General features: G+C 64.2%; 16 protein-coding genes and 1 pseudogene. 4 read left to right on the top strand and 13 right to left on the bottom strand.

Features of this window, described 5'->3' with window-relative positions; genetic code table 11:
* Window positions 1–57: 57 nt before the first annotated feature.
* Both dnaE and DCG74_RS25775 read right to left on the bottom strand, forming a co-directional pair.
* Window positions 58–3561 (bottom strand): DNA polymerase III subunit alpha, encoded by a 3504-nt coding sequence (gene dnaE, locus DCG74_RS25770; RefSeq protein WP_172783569.1) that lies wholly within the window; start codon window positions 3559–3561, stop codon window positions 58–60.
* A 474-nt stretch (window positions 3562–4035) separates the two neighbouring features.
* Entirely contained in the window at window positions 4036–4758 is a 723-nt protein-coding gene (locus DCG74_RS25775) for an outer membrane protein (RefSeq protein WP_172783568.1), read from the bottom strand.
* 729 nt (window positions 4759–5487) lie between these two features.
* On the opposite strand from DCG74_RS25775, the gene DCG74_RS25780 reads away from it, so the two are divergent.
* Window positions 5488–6807, top strand: coding sequence for a hypothetical protein (locus DCG74_RS25780; protein ID WP_246708704.1), 1320 nt, complete (start codon window positions 5488–5490; stop codon window positions 6805–6807).
* A gap of 46 nt (window positions 6808–6853) precedes the next feature.
* On the opposite strand, the pseudogene DCG74_RS25785 reads toward DCG74_RS25780, so the two are convergent.
* A pseudogene (locus DCG74_RS25785) lies at window positions 6854–9998 on the bottom strand (GAF domain-containing protein).
* A 154-nt stretch (window positions 9999–10152) separates the two neighbouring features.
* Complete coding sequence (locus tag DCG74_RS25790; RefSeq protein ID WP_172783567.1) at window positions 10153–10926, bottom strand: helix-turn-helix transcriptional regulator; 774 nt, start codon at window positions 10924–10926, stop codon at window positions 10153–10155.
* Window positions 10927–11044: 118 nt separating this feature from the next.
* Between DCG74_RS25790 and DCG74_RS25795 the strand changes: the two genes are divergently transcribed.
* Window positions 11045–12124: a zinc-binding alcohol dehydrogenase family protein gene (locus tag DCG74_RS25795; protein ID WP_172783566.1), complete on the top strand. Its 1080-nt coding sequence runs from the start codon at window positions 11045–11047 to the stop codon at window positions 12122–12124.
* Window positions 12125–12217: 93 nt separating this feature from the next.
* On the opposite strand, the gene DCG74_RS25800 is transcribed toward DCG74_RS25795, so the two are convergent.
* The 9 genes from DCG74_RS25800 to DCG74_RS25840 all read right to left on the bottom strand — a co-directional run bounded on the left by DCG74_RS25800 (window position 12218) and on the right by DCG74_RS25840 (window position 21906).
* Complete coding sequence (locus DCG74_RS25800) at window positions 12218–12922, bottom strand: ABC transporter ATP-binding protein (RefSeq protein ID WP_172783565.1); 705 nt, start codon at window positions 12920–12922, stop codon at window positions 12218–12220.
* Window positions 12923–12929: 7 nt separating this feature from the next.
* Complete coding sequence (locus DCG74_RS25805) at window positions 12930–14210, bottom strand: lipoprotein-releasing ABC transporter permease subunit (RefSeq protein WP_172783564.1); 1281 nt, start codon at window positions 14208–14210, stop codon at window positions 12930–12932.
* Between the two features lie 90 nt (window positions 14211–14300).
* Window positions 14301–15620 carry a proline--tRNA ligase gene (gene proS, locus DCG74_RS25810; protein WP_172783563.1) on the bottom strand — a complete coding sequence of 440 codons (1320 nt, stop codon included), beginning with the start codon at window positions 15618–15620 and terminating at the stop codon, window positions 14301–14303.
* A 165-nt stretch (window positions 15621–15785) separates the two neighbouring features.
* On the bottom strand, window positions 15786–17282 hold the full coding sequence (locus DCG74_RS25815) for a copper resistance protein CopC/CopD (RefSeq protein ID WP_257187436.1): 1497 nt from the start codon (window positions 17280–17282) through the stop codon (window positions 15786–15788).
* The gene (locus tag DCG74_RS25820; RefSeq protein ID WP_172783561.1) at window positions 17282–17809 is read right to left on the bottom strand and encodes a YcnI family protein; all 528 of its coding nucleotides are present in this window, start codon (window positions 17807–17809) and stop codon (window positions 17282–17284) included. The genes DCG74_RS25815 and DCG74_RS25820 overlap by 1 nt, the downstream gene beginning before the upstream one ends.
* A 15-nt stretch (window positions 17810–17824) precedes the next feature.
* Entirely contained in the window at window positions 17825–18601 is a 777-nt protein-coding gene (locus DCG74_RS25825) for a DJ-1/PfpI family protein (RefSeq protein ID WP_172783560.1), read from the bottom strand.
* 36 nt (window positions 18602–18637) lie between these two features.
* Window positions 18638–19168: a copper chaperone PCu(A)C gene (locus DCG74_RS25830; protein ID WP_172783559.1), complete on the bottom strand. Its 531-nt coding sequence runs from the start codon at window positions 19166–19168 to the stop codon at window positions 18638–18640.
* Window positions 19169–19235: 67 nt separating this feature from the next.
* A complete protein-coding gene (locus DCG74_RS25835) occupies window positions 19236–21482 on the bottom strand; it encodes a TonB-dependent receptor family protein (RefSeq protein ID WP_373569496.1) in 2247 nt (748 codons plus the stop codon).
* A gap of 49 nt (window positions 21483–21531) precedes the next feature.
* Window positions 21532–21906 (bottom strand): DUF2946 domain-containing protein, encoded by a 375-nt coding sequence (locus tag DCG74_RS25840; protein WP_172783558.1) that lies wholly within the window; start codon window positions 21904–21906, stop codon window positions 21532–21534.
* 481 nt (window positions 21907–22387) lie between these two features.
* Between DCG74_RS25840 and DCG74_RS25845 the strand changes: the two genes are divergently transcribed.
* Both DCG74_RS25845 and DCG74_RS25850 read left to right on the top strand, forming a co-directional pair.
* Entirely contained in the window at window positions 22388–22792 is a 405-nt protein-coding gene (locus DCG74_RS25845; protein ID WP_172783557.1) for a globin, read from the top strand.
* A 143-nt stretch (window positions 22793–22935) separates the two neighbouring features.
* Window positions 22936–23958 carry a sugar ABC transporter substrate-binding protein gene (locus DCG74_RS25850; RefSeq protein ID WP_172783556.1) on the top strand — a complete coding sequence of 341 codons (1023 nt, stop codon included), beginning with the start codon at window positions 22936–22938 and terminating at the stop codon, window positions 23956–23958.
* Window positions 23959–23970 lie beyond the last annotated feature (12 nt).

Raw genomic sequence — 23970 nt, forward strand, 5'->3', positions numbered from 1 at the left:
GGTTGCAACCGATGCAGTACGACTACTTTGTAAAAACCGGAACGCGCGGCGGAGAAGCTAAAGCTGTTGCACGTCCACCACGCCCGCGACCGCCTTGATCGCGCCGGCGATCTGCGGCGAGACCTTGAAGCGCCCGGGCAGCTTCATCTCCACCTCGGTCTCGAGGTCGAGCATCATCACCAGCGAGACCTCGCCGTCGCCGCTTCCGCGCGGTGCGATGCCGGGACTGCCGACCTTCGGCGCACCGCCGTTGGTAGCCGCCATATCGGGCCCGGCGAGACGCTTGGCGATCGAGTCCAGCGGTTTGGTGTCGCGCAGGAAGATGCGCAGGCCCTTCTGCGTCTTGGCCGCGGCGTCATCGAGCGGCTCGGCATGCAGCACGCGGGCGCGGACGTCCTCGCCCTGGAGCTCGGCGCCTAACTGCAGCAGCACGGCCGCGCCGGACTCCAGCACGTCGCGATATTGCGCGAGGCCTTCCGAGAACAGCACCGCCTCGAAATGGCCGGTGGGATCGGACAGGCCCATGATGCCCATCTTGTTGCCGGTCTTGGTGCGCCGCTCCATGCGCGAGACAACGGTCGCGGCGACCTTGCCGGCGGTGGCGCCGGTCTTCACCGCGCGCGAGAACTCGGCCCAGCTCTGCACCCGCAGCCGCTTCAGCACGGTCGCGTAATCGTCGAGCGGATGTCCCGACAGGAAGAAGCCGATCGCGTCGTATTCGCGGCGCAGCCGCTCGGCCGGCAGCCACGGCTCGACTTGCGGCAGCATGATGGTCGGCGCATCCGCCGACATGCCGAACATGTCGTTCTGGCCGATGGTCGCAGCTTCATGCGCCCGCTGGCAGGCGGCGAGGATCGCGTCCGCACCGGCAAAGACGCGCGCCCGGTTCGGCTCCAGAGTGTCGAAGGCGCCGGCAGCGGCGAGGCTTTCGATGATGCGCTTGTTGATCGCGCGCGGCGAGACGCGCGCGGCGAAATCGGCGAGCGAGGTGAACAGGCCGCCAAGGGTGCGCTCCGCGATGATCTGCTCGATCGCCTGGATGCCGACGCCCTTGAGCGCGGCGAGCGCGTAGTAGATCGTGTTCTCGCCGACCTCGAAGGTCGCGCCCGAGCGGTTGATGTTCGGCGGCTCGACCTTGATGCCGAGGCGCTGCGCCTCGGAGCGAAATTCGGAGAGCTTGTCGGTGTTGTTCAGATCGAGCGTCATGGACGCTGCGATGAACTCCACCGGATAATGCGCCTTCATGTAGGCGGTGTGGTAGGACACCAGTGCATAGGCCGCCGCGTGGCTCTTGTTGAAGCCGTAGTCGGCGAACTTTGCGAGCAGCTCGAAGATGGTCTCGGCCTGCCCCTTCGGCACACCGTTCTTCACCGCGCCCGCGACGAAGATGTCGCGCTGCTTGTCCATCTCGGCGCGGATCTTCTTGCCCATGGCGCGGCGCAGCAGGTCGGCGTCGCCGAGCGAATAGCCCGACATCACCTGCGCGATCTGCATCACCTGCTCCTGGTAGATGATGACGCCGAAGGTCTCCTTCAGGATCGGCTCCAGCACGGGATGCAGATATTCCGGCTCCTCGTCGCCGTGCTTGCGCGCGCAATAGGTCGGGATGTTCGCCATCGGACCCGGCCGATACAGCGCGACCAGCGCGATGATGTCCTCGAAACGGTCGGGGCGCATGTCGATCAGCGCCCGTCGCATGCCCTGGCTTTCAACCTGGAACACGCCGACCACGTCGCCGCGCGCCAGCATCTGGTAACTCTCGGCATCGTCGATCGGCAGCGTGGCGAGATCGACGTGGATGCCGCGCGGCTTCAGCAGCTTGCAGGCGACGTCGAGCACGGTGAGCGTCTTCAGGCCGAGGAAGTCGAACTTGACGAGCCCCGCGGGCTCGACCCACTTCATGTTGAACTGGGTCACCGGCATGTCGGATTTGGGATCGCGGTAGAGCGGCACGAGCTCGCTCAGAGGACGATCGCCGATCACGATGCCGGCCGCGTGGGTCGAGGCGTGGCGGGTCAGGCCTTCGAGACGCTGGGCGATGTCGAAGGCGCGCGCCACCACCGGGTCTTCGTCGCGGAACGCCTGCAGCTTGGGCTCGCTCTCGATCGCGGCGGCCAGCGTCACCGGCGCCGCCGGATTCTGCGGCACCAGTTTGGTCAGCTTGTCGACCTGGCCATAGGGCATCTGCAGCACGCGGCCGACGTCGCGCAGCACGCCGCGCGCCTGCAGCGTACCGAAGGTGATGATCTGCGCGACCTGATCGCGGCCGTAGCGCTGCTGCACGTAACTGATCACCTCGCCGCGGCGGTCCTGGCAGAAGTCGATGTCGAAGTCCGGCATCGAGACGCGTTCGGGATTGAGGAAGCGCTCGAACAGCAGGCCGAACCTGATCGGATCGAGGTCGGTGATGGTGAGCGCCCACGCCACCAGCGACCCCGCGCCGGAGCCGCGGCCCGGCCCAACGGGAATGCCCTGGCTCTTCGCCCATTTGATGAAGTCGGACACGATCAGGAAGTAGCCCGCGTATTTCATGCGGGTGATGACGTCGAGCTCGAAGGCGAGCCGCTTGGCGTACGTCTCCTCCGTCGTGCCCTGCGACAGGCCGTGGACGCTCAGGCGCTTGGCCAGCCCCTCCTCCGCCTGGCGCTTCAATTCGGCGGCCTCGACCGCGGCGGCATCCGAGCTCTGCGCCGCACCCACGGTGAAGAACGGCAGGATTGGCTTGCGCGTCATCGGCCGGAACGAGCAGCGCTCGGCGATCTCCACCGTCGAGGCCAGCGCCTCCGGAATGTCGGCGAACAGCACCGCCATCTCGGCGCGCGTCTTGAAGCGATGATCCGGCGTCAGCTGCATGCGGTCGGTCTCGGCGATCAGCCGGCCGCCGGCAATGCAGAGCAGCGCATCATGCGCTTCGTAATCGTCGGTGGTCGCGAAATACGGCTCGTTGGTCGCAACAAGCGGCAGCCCCTTGGCGTAGGCGATGTCGATCAAGCCGCCTTCGACGCGCCGCTCCTTCTCGGCGTTGTGGCGCTGCAATTCGATGTAGAGGCGGTCGCCGAACAGAGCAGCGAGACGCTCGCACCGCACGCCGGCGAGTTCGGCCATGCCACCGGCGAGCGCCAGCGAGATCGGGCCGTCCGGCCCGCCCGTCAGCGCGATCAGGCCCTCGGTCTCGTCCACGAGCCAGTCGAGCTTGATGAACGGAGCATGGCTGTCCGGCGATTCCAGGAACGCGCGCGAGTTCAGCCGCATCAGGCTGCGATAGCCGCGCTCCTGCGCGGCCAGCAGCACCACGCGCGACGGTCCCATCGCGTTGCGCGCGCTGGGATCCTGATCGCCGAAATCGATGGCCAGTTCGCAGCCGACGATCGGCTGGATGCCGGAGCCCGCCATCTTGTCGGAGAACTCCAGCGCGCCGAACAGATTGTCGGTGTCGGTCAGCGCCAGCGCCGGCTGGTGGTCCTTCTTGGCAAGCTCGGCGAGCTTGGCGATCTTGATCGAGCCCTTGAGCAGCGAATAGGCCGAGTGAACGTGAAGGTGGACAAATCCGGCGCTCGGCATGGTCGCGTGACAGCCTCTTGCAGATGAGATGGAGCGGTCGCCGGCTCCCCAAGGCATCATGCACTCGCGCGGCCGACTCGGCATCGCAATGGTGGGGTCTCGCGCCGCCAGAGTCCACGCCGGAGCGGCCGCTTCGCCGCGTCGTCCCGCTTTTCCCCAACCGGGCCTGCCCCGGAGCCGCGGGGACAAAGCTGCGGGATGCTCAAAGCTGCGGGATAACCTGGGCCCAGATCGCGATCATCCCGACGAACAGCGTGATGGACGCCAGCGCAGCCGCCTCTTCCACGAAAATCCTGAACATGGTCTCGCTCCCTCGCTAGAACGTATGAAGAACATTGTTCTCATTTCGTTCTCAAGAGTCAAGCCTGACCCGAGATCTCGCAGCGCGATGGTTAACTCACTGAATTCACATAATAAAAAAGCCCCGGCCGAGGCCGGGGCTTTCGTCGGCCGCTCGCGTGGAGCGGGTCGGTTTTAGTAGCGACCCAACATCGGGCCGCCGAACTTGTAGTTCAGGCGGACGAGGCCCATGTCGACGTCCTGACGGATGCGCTCCGTACCGGCAAAGCCGGCGAAGGTGACGTCCTTGTCGGCCAGGAAGATGTGGTTGTACTCGACGCCAACCGACCAGTTCGGCGCAAAGCCGTACTCGAGGCCGGCACCGACAGTGCCGCCCCAACGGGTGTCGCTGGTCGACGCCAGCAGCGGACCACCGAGGCCGTAGATCTCGTACTTGTCGCTGACCACAGCCGCACCACCCTTCACGTAGAGCAGCACGTTGTTCCAGGCATAGCCGACCTGGCCAGTGATCAGACCGAACGCGTCGATCTTGGTGCGGTTGCGGGTGGCAAACAGCGCGCTGACGTTGTCGCCCGAGAAGTCAGCCCAGTTGCCCTGGCCTTCCAGGCCGAACACGAACTGTCCAGACTGCCAGCGATAGCCGACTTGGCCACCGACCGTGGCGCCGGTCGCGTCGTGCGAACCTTCACGACCGAGACCAACGAAGTCCCAGGTCGCGTGCGACGAACCACCGCCTCCGTTGATACCGATGTAGAAGCCGCTCCAGTCGTAAACAGCAGCGATCGCCGCCGGCGGCGCCTTGGTGTAGGGCCGTGCCGCGAGATCGGCAGCCAGCGCCGGCGCAGCCGCGCTGAGCGCGACAAGGCTGACAGCGGCGAGCAACAACTTCTTCTTCATTTGATTCCCGTTCCAGTTTCTTCAGAGGCCCCCGGGCCGTGGCGTGGTCATAACAGCGATCGACGGAATTGCTGTAACCGCGACGCCACAGTGCAATCCAAAGGACGCTGCTCATTAACGAATGTTAATCGCAGGTGCGCGAAACCCTTTGAAACAAGGGGTTTTCAGCAGTTCCAACGTCGAGAGACGAGATCAACAGCATGCGCGCGCAACATCGTCGCACGCACATTCGCGTGATGGGAGAGTCGAAAATCGCGGTGGAGTTACTCATCCCATTGTCGCCATATTTTCGCTCGCATTCATCACATTCACACTCGCACCAATCGCGAGTTCGCTCGTGCACGTTCGGCAAGGATCATTCCTTCTGTCTCACGGCGATGAATGGCCGAGACTGAGCAATTGCAGGTTCGAGATCCGGCGCGCTGAGCTCGCCGCGCCGCACTCCTGCTCGCCCTCACCGGCATGCTCCCGCCAAGCGGAGCTGCGCGCGCGCAAACTTTTAATCCGCGCAATCCGATCTGCACCGCCGCCCGGGCCGCGCTGCGGCGAGCGGCGGATGATCGAGTTCGCCGCGGCGACGTGCGAACCGCGAGGCGCCGGAACGTCTCGCACACATTTGCCGGATGTCTGTCCGAAATGAATGCGCACGGCGCAGGCGGCCGCAAGTTGTGACCGCGCCAGTCATCGTATAGCGTCCGTCCAGCTGTCCTTCGCGCAGTCGATCCTGCCATGCTCGCCCGTATCCTGCTCCTCCTGGCCTCGCTCTTGCTCCCGGGCACTTTGCGTGCCGAAGCAGCGCCGACCGAGAAAGCCGGATTTGCCTCCAGGCTGACGATCTATCTCGCCAAGGGGCCACCCGATGCATGCGGCCCTGGCTGCGATCGCTGGATCGCCATCGAAGGCGAGATCGATCGGGAGGCTGCGCTGCGCATTCGCCGCTTCCTCGCCGCGGTCAAAGACCTGCAGCGTCCGATCTACCTGCATTCGCCCGGCGGCAACGTCGAGCAGTCCTATGCGATCGGGCGGTTGCTGCGCAGCCGCAAGGCGATTGCCAGGGTCGGCCGGACGATCGCGACCGCCTGCGCTGCGGGCACGCAGGTGGACGCCGCGTGCCTGAAGCTCAAGAACGCAAACGGCGAGGTCGAGGCCGAGCTCACCACGTACCGTGCCATGTGCAACTCGGCCTGCGGATACGTGTTTCTCGGTGCGACGTCGCGCGAGGTCGCCCCCGATGCCGCAATGGCGGTGCATAATTCGAGGCTGGTGCTCGCCTTTGACGGACGGCCCGATCCGGCGGCCGTCGCGGAATACAGGCGCCGCCGGCTCTTGGCGGCCGATCGTGATCGCGCCGCGTTCATCGCAGCGATGGGAATTAGCCGCGATCTCGATTCGCTCATCCGGACGGTGAAGTTCGAAAGCCTGCACGTGCTGACGCGATCCGAGCTCTACGGTTTCGGCATCGACACGCGATCTTTTGCCGAAACGAACTGGACGCTGGAGAAAGGGGCCCGGCCGTTCGTCCGCAAGATCGCGACCGCAAAGAAGGAGAGCGCCGCCACGTTCCGAACGATGGAGCTGCGCCTGTCTTGCGAAAGCAGCAAGGGCGCGCCGCTGACGTTTGCGGCCGAGGTCGACGAAACGGCCGCCGGCAAGAGCACGATCCTGATCACGGCGGATGCCGCCAAGGACAAGGCGGCCGGAGGATCTCCGCTGCGGACCGGCAAGTACGAGGTCTGGCGCGGCAATATCGACGCCGACATGGTCAAGGCAATAATGGCCTCCCGCTCCCTGCAGGTCCGCGAAACCACGCCGATAGCGGACGACAAGACGGACATCACGAGGTTCGAGCTCGACCTGGCGGGCCTGCCGTCACAGTGGGCCCGGCTCAAGGCATCCTGCGCGTTGCCGACGACGGGCCCGACAAGCTCCTGGCCGACGACGCCTGGGCAAGCGGCTCCCTGGCAGGCAGCTCCTTGGCCCGAGAGCCCGTGGACGCCTGCGCCTCAACCGGCCGTCAGCACAAACACTCCGCGCGCTCTGGCGCCTTGAAAGGCCGTCGGCCATCGCCCCGGGGCGATTCAACTCGTAACATCATTCAACCTTCGTCGAGCAGGTAGCGGACCTTGGCGGCCAAGTCTTCGATCGCAAAGGGCTTGGACAGCAAATGCTTGCCGGCATCGAGCACGCCATTATGGACGATCGCGTTGCGCGTGTAGCCGGTCGTGAACAGCACTTTCAGGTCCGGGTATCGTCTTGACAGTTCGGCCGCGAGTTCGGCACCGGTCATATCTGGCATGACAACGTCGGTGAACAGCAGATCTGGAATGAAACCGCTTTCGATTTTCCCGATCGCCTCCCTGGCGTTCGCGGCCTCGACAACGGTGTAGCCAAGCTCGCGCAGGCTTTCGGATGAGATGCTGCGGACCCGCTCGTCGTCCTCGACGACGAGGATGGTCTCGCTCTGCAGGCTTGCACCGGGATGTGGCACCCCTTGCGACGGCGTTGAGACAGCCTCCTCGCCCGCGAAGCGTGGAAGATAGATCTTCACGGTCGTGCCGACGTCCACCTCCGAATAGATTTTGACATGGCCGCCCGACTGCCGCACGAAGCCGTAGACCTGGCTGAGGCCAAGTCCAGTCCCCTTGCCCACGACCTTGGTCGTGAAGAACGGATCGAAGACCTTTCCCAGCACGTCCGCCGCAATGCCCGTGCCATTGTCCGTCACCGCAATGAGAACGTACTGCCCCGGCTGCAGCGCGTATTCACGGGCATATTTTCGATCTATCGAGGCATTGGCGGTTTCGATCGTCAGCCTGCCACCCTTCGGCATGGCATCGCGTGCATTGACTGCCAGATTGATGAGAGCGCTTTCGAGCTGGGCAGGGTCTGCCTTGACGCGCCATAGGCCAGCCGCCAGGACCGTCTCGAGACGGACGAGCTCGCCGAGCGAGCGCTCGAGCAGCTCACTCATCTCACCGACCATCCTGTTGATGTCCATGACCTCAGGCGCAAGAGGCTGCTGTCGCGAGAACGCCAACAATCTTTGCGTCAACGTGGCGGCACGGTTTGCGCCATCCATGGCGCTCTCAAGGAAGCGGTCAATGTTGGGCTCTCCCTTGCCGAGCCGCCGTTTGGCGAGATTCAGGCTGCCGAGGATCACGGCCAGCATGTTGTTGAAGTCGTGGGCGATCCCTCCGGTCAATTGCCCGACGGCTTCCATCTTCTGCGATTGCCGCAATTGCTCCTCGGCCTTCATGCGCTCGGCGATCTCGTCGGAGACACGTTGCTCGAGTTCGGCATTGAGCGCTTCGAGCCTGGTCAGCAGCCGGGCGTTGTCGATTGCCGTCGCGGCGTGGCCGGCAATGCCGAGCAATGCGGCCTCGTGCTCTTTGTGGAATCGACCGACCTCCGCATGACCGAAGAAAAGCCCACCGAGCACTTCGCCGCTTCGCGAGATCACCGGGACTGCCAGGTAGGACCGGACCGGAAGATGGCCCTCGGGCATGCCTTTCCCCGGCGCATTCTTGCCATAGCGCGGATCTTGCAGGATGTCGTCCGACCTCACCACGCCCGTGCCCTTGAAGGTCGGCTCGAACACGGCGGTGTTGCGTGGCATTGGGAAGTTTTCGAAAGCGGATCGCGGCACGCCGGACAGCGAATACAGCATGTAGCTGCCGCCGTCCGCGGCCACGACGTTATAAAAGAAGGCTCCGAACTGCGCGCCCGTCAGCTCGACGCCGGCATCCGTCACGATCTGGACGATCCTGTCGAGATCGCGTTCGCGGGCAACCGATGCTCCCGTGTCGTTGAGGATCCTCAGATGACGTTCGGTCTTCTTTTGCGCGGAGATATCCAGCACGGTCCCGATAAATCGGGTAGCCTGGCCATCGGAAAAGATCGTATGACCCGTTGCGGCGATCCAGCGCTCGAGGCCATCCTCGATGCCGACGGTCCGGTATTCGATGTTGTAACTTCTCGGAGAATGGGGTTGTAACGCGGCCGAGACGGCCTCATGGGTGCGCTGCTTATCGTCGGGATGGATGCCCTTCAGGAATGAGCCCTCTGACCTCGGCATCCGGTGAGAGACCGAACACCTCCTTGCAGCGGCTATCCCATCGAAGAATATCGTTGACCGGATCGTAGTCCCAGGTGCCGATTCCGGCAGCCTTGTTGGCGAGGACCAGCCGCTCGGCAGCTTCGCGCGCCGCCTGCTCCGATCGGACGCGCTCGATATGCGCCCATGATCGCTCGGTCACCTCGGTGAGCAAGGCAAGTTCGCGCGCCGTCCAAAGATGCGGCCCGCGATGATGAATGGCCATCAAGGCGGTAAGTCGCCCTTCCTTCACCAAGGGCATGCAGATCGTCGAACCTATCCCAATACGCTGGAAAGTGGCGGCTTCGTTGGGGGCGATCTCCTTCAGATTGTCGTTGATGATGAGGGGGCGGCCGGCGCCCAGCTCTCGCACCGCCTTTTCGCCGAAGTCGGCAAGGCTGTAGTGCCCCAATATGTGCATCGCACCGGGGGCGGCCCAGTCCCCGCGGATGGTGAAGCCGTCCTGATCAGGATCCATGTCGGCATAGGCGCAGTTGGAGACGCCGAGATACTCACCGACCATTCTCGTCGTCACCGCCATGACGCCGTCCGCATCGCGCGTCTTGGCCGTTTCCTTGTTGAGAGCGTCCAGAAAGAGGAGCCGCGCTTCGTTCTCGCGCACCGCGCTCTCGGCACGGCGACGTTCGACGGCGGTGCGGGTGCGTTCGGCAACCTCGCGGATGAGCTCCAGCTCCGTGGGGCTCCATTCGCGCGGTGTGGCATTGTTGAGGTACAGCAGCGCAACAACCCCGTCGGGCTCGGAGATTGGCATGTTGACCAATGCGCGGGCCGAGATTGCCTCGAGAGCTCGGGCGCGGTCGCCGACGCGAGGGTCCTTTTCGGCATCGGCGCAGATGACCGTCTCACCCCGTTTCAAGTCCTCGATATAACTGCCGTAGTCGCGAAATCGCAGCACGCCGGCCAGGCTCGAGATCCCAGGCGCATTCCAGTCGCGCGCGATGGTGATGGTCTCGGCTGAGGTATCGACGGTGCCGTAACCTGCCCGGCTGACATTGAGGCTGCGGCCCAGCAGCTCCGCCGCCGCATAGGCGAGATCGTCGGGGTTGCCGATCTCTCGAATATGATCGCCGAGGGTGGCTAAGACGGCGTTGCGGTCGGCCGAGGGTCCCCCGGTCGCTGTCGTCATCGGTCAACCCCGAACACGTCCCTCGCTCCACCTGCACACCGATGAAACAGTAACCGCAGGGGGAGCCCTAGGTTCCCGGCAAGGGGGGCGGCTAGGCATCAAGACGCCGGCTGCCAAGGCGAGTGATGATCAAGTCGCTTCAACAACGACCGGCTTACACCGGCGTATAGATCACCAGCTTCAGCGCGGGATCGTCGTTGGCCTGGAAGCTGGTGTGCTCGAAGTGCAGCACGCCCTTGGTCGGATGGTTCATGGTCTTGCGCCCCGAGATGGTGCTGCGGATGTCGTGTGCCTCCCACCATTCGACGAATTCCGGACTGCCCTCGCGCAGTCGCGTCAGCAGCTCCGTGAAGGCGGGATCGCCGGCCCAGACGTCGTGATTGGCGCGAAACATCGCCACCATGGCCTTGGCGACGTTCTCCCAACCGGCGCCGTAGGATTTTCGCGCCTGCTTGTTGGTCATCATCAGGAGCAGCGTGTTGCGATCCTGCTCCGGTAATCGCCCGAAGCCGAAGATCTCTTCGGCCGCATCGTTCCAAGCCAGCACGTCCCAGCGCCGGCCGGTGATGTAGGCCGGCTGGTGCAGGCTCTCGATCATCCGCCGAATGGGCGGTGGCACGATTTCGCGCGTGAACGGGCATCTTGCGCGCTCGCGCGCCAGCGCCTTGAGGTGCGCGTGCTCGGCCTTGCTGAGACGGAGGGCCCGGGCCAGCGCATCCACGGTGGTGATGGACGGGCTCACCGTGCGGCCCTGTTCGAGGCGGATGTACCAGTCGACGCCGATGCCGGCGAGCTGCGCGACCTCCTCGCGGCGCAGCCCCGCGGTGCGACGCCGGCTACCCGCGGGCAGCCCGACCGTTTTCGGCGACAGCTTTTCGCGACGGGACCTCAGGAAGTCGCCGAATTCGACGCGGCGGGGGTCGGCCATGGACGTGCTCCGTGGGGAGGGACAAGGCAATACTAGGATAATACCAGGCCTTCTTGCCGCGCGACAGTCCTCGCATATTCCGTGCACCCACAATGAGGTGCGAACGAAGGTCGACATCATGAAGGCTGCTGTACTCAAATCTTTCGGATCCCCGCTCGTCATCGAGGACGTCCCCGAACCCGTGCTCGGCACCGGCGAAGTGATCGTGGATGTCGTCGCCACCCGCGTGCTGTCCTATTCCAATGAAGTGTTCAGCGGTGAACGCAAGTACGCGTTGGACTTGCCCGTCATTCCCGGAGCCGGCGGGGTCGGCCGCGTGCGCGCGATCGGCCCGGACGCAACAAAATTGTCCGTGGGCGACTGGGTGCTCTGCGATCCGACAGTGCGCTCGCGCGACGACGCGATCGCTCCGGACATTCACCTGCAGGGTGTGAGCGCGCGCGGCGAAGGCGGCATGCAGCTACAGAAATATTTTCACCACGGCTCCTTCGCCGAGCGGATGAGGGTGCCGACGGAGAACGTGACGCGGCTCGGCGGACTCAGCGAAGCGGAGGCCGCGCGATGGAGCGTGCTCGGCACCATGCTCGTGCCCTATGGCGGCTTCCTTGCCGCAAAGCTGCAGCCCGGCGAGACCGTGCTCGTGAGCGGCGCGACCGGCAATTTCGGCAGCGCCGCCGTGGCCGTGGCGCTCGCAATGGGAGCGGCCTGGGTCGTGGCGCCGGGCCGCAACGAGAAGATGCTCGCCGAACTCGTGCGTCGCTATGGCGCGCGCGTCAGGCCGGTGAAGCTGACCGGCAACGAGAATGACGACCGTGAGCTGATGAAGCGCGCAGTGCCTGCCCCGATCGATTGCGCGTTCGATATCATGCCGCCCTCCGTCGCCACGACGGTGGTGCGCGCCGCGATCATGACGGTGCGGCCCAATGGCCGCGTCGTGCTGATGGGCGGCGTCAACATGCAGGGCGGTCCAGGCCTGGAGCTGCCCTACAACTGGATCATGCGCGAATGCATCACGATCCATGGCGTCTGGATGTATCCGCGCGATTCCGCGGCTCGCCTGATCGCGCTGGTGCGCGCGGGACTGCTCAAGCTGGAGGAGTACGAGACCACGGCCTTCGATCTCGGCCACGCCAATGAAGCCGTGGCGCATGCCGCGGCCAATGGCGGGCCGTTCAAATTGACGGTGATCAGGCCCTGAGCCCTGAGGCGGCGGGTGAGCGCGGTCGTCGATTGTTTTTGGAAGCCCCACCAAGCACTTGGCTACTGTGCATGGGGTTGTTTTCGAAGGTTCTTAGTCGAGTTCGACCACCTGGCCGTGCGACAGCGACACTCGCCGGTCCATGCGGCCGGCGAGTTCCATGTTGTGGGTCGCGATCAGCATCGACACGTGCGTCGCCTTGACCAGCTGCATCAGGGCCTGAAACACGTGCTCGGCGGTGCCGGGGTCGAGATTGCCGGTCGGCTCGTCCGCAAACAGGACGCGCGGCGCATTGGCCACTGCACGGGCGATCGCAACACGCTGCTGCTCGCCGCCCGACAGCTCGGCGGGGCGGTGGGTGATACGGTCGCCGAGCCCGAGATAGCCGAGGATCTCCTTGGCGCGCTTGACGCTCTCGGACTTCTTCAGGCCGCGGATCATCTGCGGCATCATCACGTTCTCGAGCGCCGAGAACTCCGGCAGCAGCCGGTGCGACTGATAGACGAAGCCGATATCGGTGCGGCGCAGCTGCGTGCGCTCGATGTCGGGCAGCTGCGACGTCGGCGCGCCCGAGACATAGACCTCGCCGGAATCGGGTGCTTCCAGAAGGCCCGCGATGTGCAGCAGCGTCGACTTGCCCGAGCCCGACGGCGCCACCAGCGCGACCGATTGGCCAGCCCACAGCGCCAGCTTGGCGCCGTCGAGGATCGTCAGCGGCACCTCGCCCTGCAAGTACTGCCGCTTTATCTCGTGCAGATAAATGACCGGTACATCTTCCGCCCCCTGCTGTTGCTCCATCAGCCCCTCACTCGTACCGGAGCGCTTCGACGGGATCGAGGCGCGCGGCGCGCCACGACGGATAGAGCGTCGCCAGGAACGACAGCGTCAGCGCCATGATGACGACGGCCGTGGTCTCGCCGACGTCGATCTCGGCGGGCAGTTTTGACAGGAAGTAGAGCTCCGGCGAGAACAGCTCGGTCGAGGTCAGCCAGGACAGGAATTGCCGGATCGATTCGATGTTGAGGCAGATCACGAGGCCGACACAGAAGCCGACCAGCGTGCCGACCACGCCGATCGAAGCGCCCGTGATCAGGAAGATCCGCATGATCGATCCCTGCGAGGCTCCCATGGTGCGCAGGATCGCGATGTCGCTGCCCTTGTCCTTCACCAGCATGATCAGGCCGGAGACGATGTTGAGCGCCGCGACCAGCACGATCATGGTCAGGATCAGGAACATCACGTTGCGCTCGACCTGGAGCGCATTGAAGAAGGTCGAGTTGCGCTGCCGCCAATCGACCAGGAAGATCGGCCGGCCCGCCGCCTCCGTCACCGCCTTGCGGAAGGCGTCGATCCTGTCGGGGTTGGTGGTGAACACCTCGATCGAGGTGACGTCGTTGCTGCGGTTGAAATAGGCCTGCGCTTCGGCGAGCGGCATGAACACGAAGCCGAGATCGTATTCGGACATGCCGATCTCGAACACCGCGACGATCTTGTACGGCTTGATCCGCGGCGTCGTGCCCATCGGCGTGACCGCGCCCTTCGGCGCCACCAGCGTGATGCTGTCACCGGCATGCAGCGAAAGCTGGTCGGCGAGGCGGCGACCAATCGCGACCCCCTGCCCTTCGTCAAACCCCTCGAGCGAGCCCTGCTTGATGTTCTTGGCGATCGAGGTGAGGTTGTTGAGATCGTCGGAGCGGATGCCCCGCACGAGGACGCCGGAGGCGTTCCATGGCGATGACGCCAGCGCCTGACCGTCCACCACGGGCGCGGCAAGACGAATGCCCCCGACCTGGCTGACGCGCTCGGCGACGTCCTTCCAGTCGGTCAGCGGCGATTCCAGGGGCTGGACCAGGATGTGGCCGTTGAGGCCCAGGATCTTGTCGAGCAGCTCTTTGCGGAAGCCGTTCATCACGGCCATGACGATGATCAGCGTCGCGACGCCGAGCATGATGCCGAGAAAGGAGAACCCGGCAATGACCGAGATGAATCCTTCCTTGCGGCGCGCCCGCAAATAGCGCGCCGACAGCATCCACTCGAATGGCGCGAAAGGCGCGGTTTGCACGGTTTCGGTCATGGTCTCATCCATCGCTCGATAATCCCATGATTCGGGGTCAATTGTGGCCGGATTGGCGGCCGCGATATCGCGCGATGAACAATATTCGGCCGACCAGCCTTATCAGCCCACAAGTCTTGCGACCGCGTCGGCAGGCGACATGGTCTCGCGCGCGCCGTCGCTGCGCCGCTTGATCTCGACCTTGCCGTCGGCGAGCCCCTTCGGCCCGATCATGATCTGCCAGGGGATGCCGATCAGGTCGGCAGCGGCGAATTTGGCGCCGGCACGCTGGTCGGTATCGTCGTAGAGCACGTCGACGCCCTTGGCGGTGAGCTCGGCATAGAGCTTCTCGCAGGCCGCATCGACCGCGGCATCGCCCTGCTTCAGGTTGAGGATCGACACGCGGAACGGCGCCACCGCCTCCGGCCATTTGATGCCGGCATCGTCATGGCAGGCTTCGATGATGGCACCAAGCAGGCGCGAGACGCCGACGCCGTACGAGCCGCCATGGATCGGCACGTCGACACCGTCAGGCCCCGCCACCAGCGCCTTCATCGGCTCGGAATATTTGGTGCCGAAATAGAAGATCTGGCCGACCTCGATGCCGCGGGTGTTCACCCGCTTGTCCCCGGGCACCTCCTGCTCGAAGCGCGCGGCGTCGTGGACGTCCTCGGTCGCTGCGTAGAGCGAGGTCCACTGCTTGATGATCGGCGTCAGGTCGCTCTCATAATCGACGTCCTCGCCCGGCACCGGCAGGTCCAGCACGTCGCGATTGATGAACACGCCGGATTCGCCGGTCTCGGCAAGCACGATGAATTCGTGGCTGAGATCGCCGCCGATCGGGCCGGTCTCGGCGCGCATCGGGATTGCCTTCAGTCCCATCCGTGCGAAGGTGCGCAAGTACGCAACGAACATCTTGTTGTAGGCGACGCGCGCCGCGGCCTCGTTGAGATCGAACGAATAGGCGTCCTTCATCAGGAACTCGCGGCCGCGCATCACGCCGAAACGCGGACGCTGCTCGTCGCGGAATTTCCATTGGATATGATAGAGATTCAGCGGCAGGTTCTTGTAGGATTTCACATAGGCGCGGAAGATCTCGGTGATCATTTCCTCGTTAGTCGGCCCGTACAGCAGCTCGCGCTTGTGGCGGTCGGCGATGCGCAGCATCTCCGGACCATAGGCATCGTAGCGGCCGCTCTCGCGCCAGAGGTCGGCGAGCTGGAGCGTCGGCATCAAGACCTCGATCGCGCCGGAGCGGTTCTGCTCCTCGCGCACGATCTGCTCGATTTTCTTCAGCACGCGGAAGCCGAGCGGCAGCCAGGCATAGATGCCGGCCGCCTCCTGCCGGATCATGCCGGCGCGCAGCATGAGCCGATGCGAGACGATCTCCGCCTCTTTCGGATTTTCCTTCAGGATGGGCAGAAAGAACCGCGACAACCGCATGGTAATACTCTGGGAATCAGTGATCGCCTGCAGTGAAACCGGATTGGAAGCGAAAACACAAGGCCGGGAATGAGGAAAAGCCGCTAACGCGACGAAATTCCTGTCATTTTTCCGTTGCCTTCAGGTTTGACTCGAACAGCAGGATGTTCTGCAAAGCCGGCGAGCCTAGGGCGGCGGCACATCGAGTTCATCCGCGAGCGTGATCTTCTCGAAATCGCTCACGAGCGCCTCGATCCGGACGCGCCAGCGGCCGGCGAAGGGCAACTCGACCTTGCGCACATGCCAGTAGCCGTCCGGCCCGAGCGAGGCGCCCCGGTCCATCGGCTCAATACCGCGCTCGGGCAGGCTGAGCGTCAACGTCACCTCTTTGGCTGCCAGGGGCGTCCCCTCACCGGTCATGAGCTGGAGCACGAAATCGTCCTTGCCGACCTTTCCAGGAGACACCAGCACCTGGAACATCGCCTTGTCGCTGTGGATGTGGATTGCCAAAGGCGTCTCCGGAACAATCGTTCGCGGCGGCGGCGTGAAGCGCCAGCCGGCGACGACGGCGAAGATGGCGAGGGCGACAGCACATTCGAGAAGGATCGAGCGCTTGAGGATGGACCGGGCCCCGCGATCACGCGCGAGTGCCGGGGTGAAGCGGAAGCGGTTGAGCGCCGCAAGTGCGAGCAGCATGAGGACCAGCGCGAGCTTGATCGAGAGGATGAGGCCATAGCGGGTCTCGACCAACGCCGAAGCCTTTTCGAGCTGAACAATGGCAAGGGCAAGCCCCGTCAATGCCAGCACGCCGACGGCCGGCACGGCGATGGCCGAGAAGCGGTTCACGACGGCAAATGTTGCTGGCGTCGGCTTCGACAGTAAAGCCGCCAGCGGAGCAAGAGCGCCGATCCACAGCGCAACGCACAGGCCATGAAGAAACATCGCCGGGCGCATCATCATCTGAGGCGGCGCCGTTGCGGCGTGCCCGCTCATGGCGAGCGACAAGCCCACACCGACCACCGCCATCATCGCAAGAGCCCGCGAAGGCCATGCGCTGCGCAGCGCCAGCAGAGCGAACAGCATCGCGGCGGTGGCAAAAAGAAACGCGCGGCCGGCACTGGTCGCGAACGCGACCTTCCAAGGCGCGGCCGTCGCGAGCGCCGCCGGCGGCAGGCCGAGGAGATCGAGACCAAGCGCACCGAGGGATACCACCGCGCTCGGAAGGCCGACCGCGAGCGCCACGCGCGGCACGGTCGTGCCAGTCAACGACCGTGATATCCAGCGCGCGAAACACACACCGCCGACACCAACGAACAGTCCGAGGTAGAGGCCAACGCGCGCCAGCCAGATCAGCGCGCCCAACCCGTTGCCCGCACTCGCCGGCGGCTTCGTGTCCGACGGCGTGCCGACTGAAAACATCACCGATCCGACCACCGGATGGCCATCCTGCGAGATCACGCGATAGCTGATGACCGCGGTTCCCTCAGGTAGATCCGCCGGCATCGCCACGGAAATCGTCTCGCCCGACGCACTGACACGCGAATCGTCCCGCGCCCTGCCCGCCCCGTCGATCAGCCGGATCGCGCCCGGCGGCTCCACCGAGATCAGCGCCGCATGCGCGAGCGCACCGCTCGCAAAGCCCGCAGCGAAGAGCAGCGTCGCGAGCGCGGCGAGGAGGCGCATCAGGGTTTTGGCAGGAGCTTCACGCCCGGCGCCGGCGACTTGCCCTCATGAGAATGCCCTGCCCCCTCGGTTGGGATTTCGATCCAGCGGCTGACGCCGGTCTCGCATTCCTGAACCACGGGGAAGTACAAGGTCGTGTTGGCCTTGAGCTTGTCGGTGAGCACCGTGTGCATGATGAACTCGTCATAGTTCTTGTCCAGCAGCTTGCCGCCGGACCACGCCACCTCCTTGACGCCGGACGAGAGCTTGTTGCCGTGATAGTCGTATTCCCCGGCATATTTTCCCTCGACGACGTCGATGGTCCAGCCGGCTTTGGGCATCGGCTTCACCGCGATCACCCCTTCCGGAATCTGCACGCGGAGCTTCACCGTCGGCGAGCCCCCGCAGCCATGCGGCACGGTGAAGACCGCCTTGTAGGATGCGCCGATGGTGGCCTGCTTGGTCTCCAGCGAGACATGCGCGCTTGCGGGCACGGCTGCCAACAGGCATGCAGCCGTCGTGGTGGCGTAAATCGAACCTATTCGCATTGGAGCCTCACTTGTTCATAGATGCATTGCGGCACCGGCCGCCTTGGCTGCAGATTCTGCTTCGCGAATGAGGTCCTGCCGCCGCTTCAAGACATCGCCCACCAGCGCAGGATCGGCACGCTCGGGTGATCCGGAATCGAACGGCGGCTTTGGATCGTACTCGATCACGAGCTGAATTCGTCGTGCAACCTCTTCGCCCGCCAACCGAGCGGCGATCGCGAGCGCAAAATCGATGCCGGCCGTCACGCCGCCACCCGTCACTCGGTTGCGATCCTCGACGACGCGATCGGTCCGCACCACCGCACCCATCTGCGCGAGCAGATCGCGAACATACCAGTGCGACGTGGCCTGATAGCCCCTCAGCAGCCCGGCGGCGCCAAGCAAGAGCGAACCGGTACAAACGCTAGTGACGAGGCGCGCCGATCCACCCTGCTGCTTGAGGAATTCGATAGTTTCACGGTCCTGCATCGCAGCGACCGTTCCCTTCAGACCTCCAGGCACGAACAACACATCGAACATCTGTGGGGCGCTCTGGAAGGTCGCCGTCGGCGCAACCGGCAAGCGAACGTCGGTTATGACCGGCTGCTCTGTTTTGGCTATCAGATGGACATCAGCCTGCATAATGCTGAACACGGTGAGCGGACCGGCCAAATCAAGCAGGATCATGTCCGAATGGATCAACAGGCCCACGCGCGGTCGTGTCGGCGACGCCAGCTGCGCAAGTGCAGGCGGCGCGACGAAGTTGAGCAGGGATACAGCGGCAAGCGTCGCGTTGAACTCTCTTCGATCCATGCTGTTGCTCCACCAGTTATGAGCAGATCATGCCCATCACTTCTTCATTCCCGAATGATCCGGCATTTTCTTCATGTCCATGTGACCCGAGTGCCCGCCATCGCCCGGGGCCTGCGCGCCGACGCCCTGGACGTCGAGGGCGACAGTGATCTTTCCGGCCTTCTCGAACTGAAGCGTCACCGGCACCTTGTCGCCCTGCTTGAACGGCCCCTTCAGCTCCTGAAGCATCAAATGATTGCCGCCGGGCGCGAGCTTCACGGTCTTGCCTGGATCGATCGCGAGTCCCTTGTCGAGCGCGCGCATCTTCATCACGCCGTTGTCCATCGCCATCTCGTGAATCTCGGCCTTGCCTGCGATGTCGGCGGACACGCTGACCAGCCTGTCGGCCGCGTTGCCCTTGTTTTCGATCGTCAGATAGCCGCCGGCGACCTTGGCGCCGCCCGGCGTTGCCCGGCTCCAGGCCTGCGAGATGACGAGATCGCCGGCCTTGACGTCCTCGGCTGCAACCGCCGCGCTGGTGCCGAGCAGCATGGCGACGGCGAGAAGCGAAAGCTTGATCCTGTTCATTTGGTTCCCTCGGTTTTGATCTGATCGAGCACGGTCGGTCGTGGTGGTCTCGGAAGCCTCAGTGCGCTTACCATCGATACCTTATTCCGGTGTAGACCGCCCGGCCGGCGCCTGGCTCGAACAACGCCGACGTCGCGGTGGCGCGATCGATGATACTGGCGCTTGCAATGTAGGTCTTGTTGGTGAGGTTTCGACCCTCGATATAGGCGGAGAACGGCCCGCCATTGTCGAAGCCCGCTTTCAATCCGAGCAGTGCGTACGGCTCCGTCGTCAACGTGTTCATACTGTCGACAAAATAGGCTTGCGGCACCCATTCGACGTTCGGACCGGCATAGAACCCGGTCGGATGCTTGTAGAGCAATTCGGCGCGCAAATAGTGACGCGGCGCACCGGGCAGCTGGTTGTTGCCGAACGTCGGGTCGCTATCGAAGCGAAAATCGTTATAAGTATAGGCAAGGTTGAGCCAAACTTTGTCGGGCGCTCCTCCTTTCACGAAGATGTCGCGGAAGATTGCTGCCCCTGCCCCAGCCTCCACGCCCTGATGGACGGTTCGGTCGGCATTGGTCACGTTGCAATTGCCGAAGGCGCTGTAGAGGCACAGCAGCTCATCGCGGATATTGGCGCGATAGGCGGTCAACTCCCACGAATAGTCGGGCCGTCGCATGCGCGTCCCGATCTCGTAGGTCGTCGCAATCTGCGGACGGATACTGGTGAACGGAATCGTCGGAATGCCAGGACCGCGCGCGCTCTCGCCGAAGCTCGGCACTTCGGCGCTCCGCGAAACGTTGGCGAAGGCCTGCCACGTCGGGTCGATCTGCCACAGCAGACCCGTCTTCGGCGACCAAAGATCAAAGCGGGTTGCTCCCGACTGGTCGCCGTCGCTAAGAAACCGGTCCCGCCGACTGCGCGTCGCATGCAAAAATTGAGTGCCGGCAATCGCGGCGACGTTCGGCAGAAAGTAGAAGCTGTCCTCGACGTAAACCGAGGTGTTCTCCGAGCGATCGACCGACGACGACAGCAATGCCCCCTTCTGTCCGGCAATGTTGGCAAATTGCTGGTTGTCGATGCTGCCATTCAACAAGTTGACGCCCGCGACAAGCCTGTTGCGGTAACCGCCGATAATGCGGTCGTCCGTAACTTTCGCGAAGCCGCCGTAATCCTTGTAGCGATAATCGAGCCACTGGAAGATCGGATGCAGGAGGTGCCGGTCGACGCCGAAGGCACCGAACTCGAACCTGGTGTCGTCGAATCGGATCGTCGTTTTGTTTGCCAGCCTGACCGTGTCGATGTTGCGCTGCTGGTCCATGGCAACGTTCGCCGGAGCCGCGGCCTCCGGATTGGTCAAGGCAGACACCTTGGTGACGGTTCCTGGAATGCGTTGCCGCACCTCGTTGGCGTTGAGATAGAATCGCGTCTCGAAATCCGGCGAGAACTGGTAGCCGACATTGCCGCTCACGCGGTTGCCCGAGCCGAAGCTGTGATCGCGGAAGCCGTCCGTGACCTGCGTCGATGCGGTGACGAAACCATCCCATGGCCCGTTGGCGCCCCCTGCATTGGCCTGCAGTCGCCTGAAGCCGAAGGCTCCCACGTCGAGCGAGACGCCATTCGGAAATCGGTCGCGTCCCGATGCCGTCACGAAGTTGACGGCGCCTCCCAGCGAATTGGCTCCGAACTGCAGCGCATTCCCGCCCTTGTACACCTCGACGTATTTGTAGGCGGTCGGGTCGATCTCCTGGAAATCGCCGTAGCCGTCGGCCGTGTTGATCGGGATGCCGTCCATGTAAAGCTGCACGCCACGCAGATGGAAATTGCGCGACAGGCCGGATCCGCGAATCGAAAGCCGGGTATCGTCGCCCCATTTCGGCTGCGCAAACACGCCGGGCACGTAGTCCAGGACATCCTTGATCGTGCTGGCAGGAGTCGAATTCCGGTAGGCCTCCGCTGTGACCAGCGCTACGCCGCCCGGTGTCTGGTTGATCTCGCTCAGCGCCTGCTGGGCGGTGAGAACCGTCAGGGCACCGGGGCCGGGGCCCCCTTCGGAAGCTGCCGTCGGTTGTGCAGGCGCAGTTGCAGGCGCGCGGGCCCGCGTTGATCGCGCGGCAGCTCGCTGTGCGCGGGCTGGTGAGGCCCGTTTCTCCCGCGGCGCGTCGACCGTGACGGGAGGAAGCTCGCCTCGGTTTTTCTCCGCAATCGCATTGGACGGCACAACGAGGGCAGAAGCTGAGGCAAGCAGAATTCCGGGTGCAGAAAGCAGTCGAAAAAAGCCTGAACGAGGCATGAGGTCATTCCTGATGCCGGCAGAGAGCCGGTGCATTGCGATCCCGGCACGGCCGAAGCCGGCTCGGAGCTGAAGGTTTCGCGGATCAGGAAATGCGAGGGGGAGCGCGTGCCCGGGCGCTCGAACCGTCGACGGCGGCGAGGACGGGCGCGTTCGCCACATGCCAGACGATGCGGGCGATGGGGCGGACGGGAGTTGAGAACGCCGCATGGGGCGGCGCGTCAAGCGAGGCGCCAGCGTGCGCGAGGCAGCAAAGCGCACATGCGCCGGCTTTTGCGGCCGGCGTCCCGGTCTCGTCTACCGGGCCGCCCTGCTCAGTTGCACCATGGCAGATGATGGCGGCAGAGAGCGGATCGGCAACGGCCTGGCCCGCCGCGAGACAGGCGGCGATCGGCGCCAGCACCTGCATCACCAGGGCGAGCAGGACCAGAGGCAGGAATTTTTGCAGGCGTGCGCGCATCCGGCGAACCATTCGTTCGTGCGCTAACTAAACACCGCGCCGGCCCGCGAGTCGAGGTCGGTTCCGCCGGCTACTTGGCACACCGCAACGCTAAAAACTGGGGCCGGAGCCCCCTCCTGCGGCTGGCGTCCGGCATTTGAGGCAGCCGCCCCGCCCCCGCCCATCCACAGATTTCTTATATTTGTCATGTGCTTAGATGGCTAAAAAGCCCGATCATTTCGTCAGCTGCTGTTATTTTGAACATTCGTTGCTGAAAATGATGACAAGTGAGAAAAGTTGATCTAGCATCCCTCTTGCTCAGGCGCTGACCGCGAGGTCGAGGCCTGGTGGTCCAAGTCTCGGGAGGAGCCCCTGGCGCGCAAAACGCAGCGTCGCCCCGTCAATCAAGATCAAATCTTAAGATCGGGGATAATAGGGTCGACACAATTTTTGAGCGGGGCCAGGGCCCCGCTCTTTTTTTGCCCGCGCGGCTGACCTGTCGATGAACGCGGCCTCTCATCCCATCGAAGACAGCTTCGAGCGCGCCGCCTCCCGCTGCGCCGATCTCACGCCCCTGGTCTACCAACGTCTGTTCGATCAGCATCCGGAAACGCAGGCGATGTTCCGCTCGGACAGCGGCGACCTCGTGAAGGGATCGATGCTGGCGCTGACGATCGAGGCGATTCTCGATTTCGCCGGCGAGCGCCGCGGACATTTCCGGCTGATCGCCTGCGAGCTCGCCTCGCACGATGCCTATGGCACGCCGCGCGAGCTGTTCGTCGCGTTCTTCGCCGTCATCAGGGATGCGCTCCGCGATCTGCTTGGCGATGAATGGACGCCGGCGATCGCGCAGGCCTGGGATACATTGCTCGCCGAGATCGATGCATTCGCCGCCGCGCCCACTTGACGCTTTGCGCTGCACCAACATGCGGGCCGCGACGACGCTGCGGCTGATTGCGGATTGAGTGCGAACAACTCTTGTGAGAGACTTTCGGACATCGGTAGCGCTACCAATGACGCGCCGACGACAAATATATATGGGAGCGAGCGATGTCCGGGACGAAAGATTTCTCGACGACGAGGCGCGATCTTCTTCAGGCGGCTGCGACCGCCGGCGCCGGGGCTGCCCTGTTCGGCAGCATGGGCATAAACCCCGCACTGGCCGCCGAGGTCGGACGCAGCGAGAAGCCGCTGAAGGCGGCCTTCTCCAATGCCGGTCTTCAGGCGACCTGGTGCGCGCAAGGCAAGCAGGCCGCGGAATTCTGGGGCAAGCTGTTCAATGTCGAGGTCACCTGGTTCGACGGCCAGCTCGATGCAGTGAAGCAGCGCGCGGCGATCGACAACATGGCCTCGCAGAAATGGGACTTCGTGGCGATCCAAGCCTTCGGCATCGGCACCCTCACCCAGCCGGTGCAGAAGATGATCGACGCCGGCACGCCCGTGATCGACATGGACACGCTGATCGCGCCACTCGACCAGATCAACGTCCACTCCTTCCTCGCCCCCGACAACGAGTTCATGGGCGCATCGGTGACGCAGGCGCTGTGCAACGCCATGGGCGGCAAGGGCAAGATCATCATGACGCAGGGCGCGCTCGGCCATACCGGCGCGCAAGGACGGGCGAAGGGCTTCAACTCGGTCGTCAAGCAATTCCCGGGGATCGAGGTGCTCGACACCCAACCGGCCGATTGGGACGTGTCGAAGACCGCACGTCTCTGGGAGACCTATCTGACCAAATACCCGCAGATCGACGCGGCGTTCTTCCACAATGACGACATGGCGCTGGCCGCCGCCAACATCATGAAGGCGCGCAATCGCACCAACATCCTGATCGGCGGCGTCGACGCCATGCCACCGGCGATCCAGGCGGTGAGCGAAGGCCGCATGTTCGCGACCGTCCGCAATCCCTCCTGCCGCATCCATGGCGGCGCCATCATCGCGGGCGTCTCGGCCGTGGTCGGCGGCGAGAAGAGCGGACAGGGCATTCCCAAGAACGTCGTAACCGATGGCCCTGTCGTGACCAAGGCCAACGCCGCCGGGATGCAGTGGATGCAGGACCACTTCCTGATCTGAGCCTCAGATCTG

Source organism: Bradyrhizobium sp. WBAH42 (genome assembly GCF_024585265.1).
GTDB lineage: Bacteria > Pseudomonadota > Alphaproteobacteria > Rhizobiales > Xanthobacteraceae > Bradyrhizobium.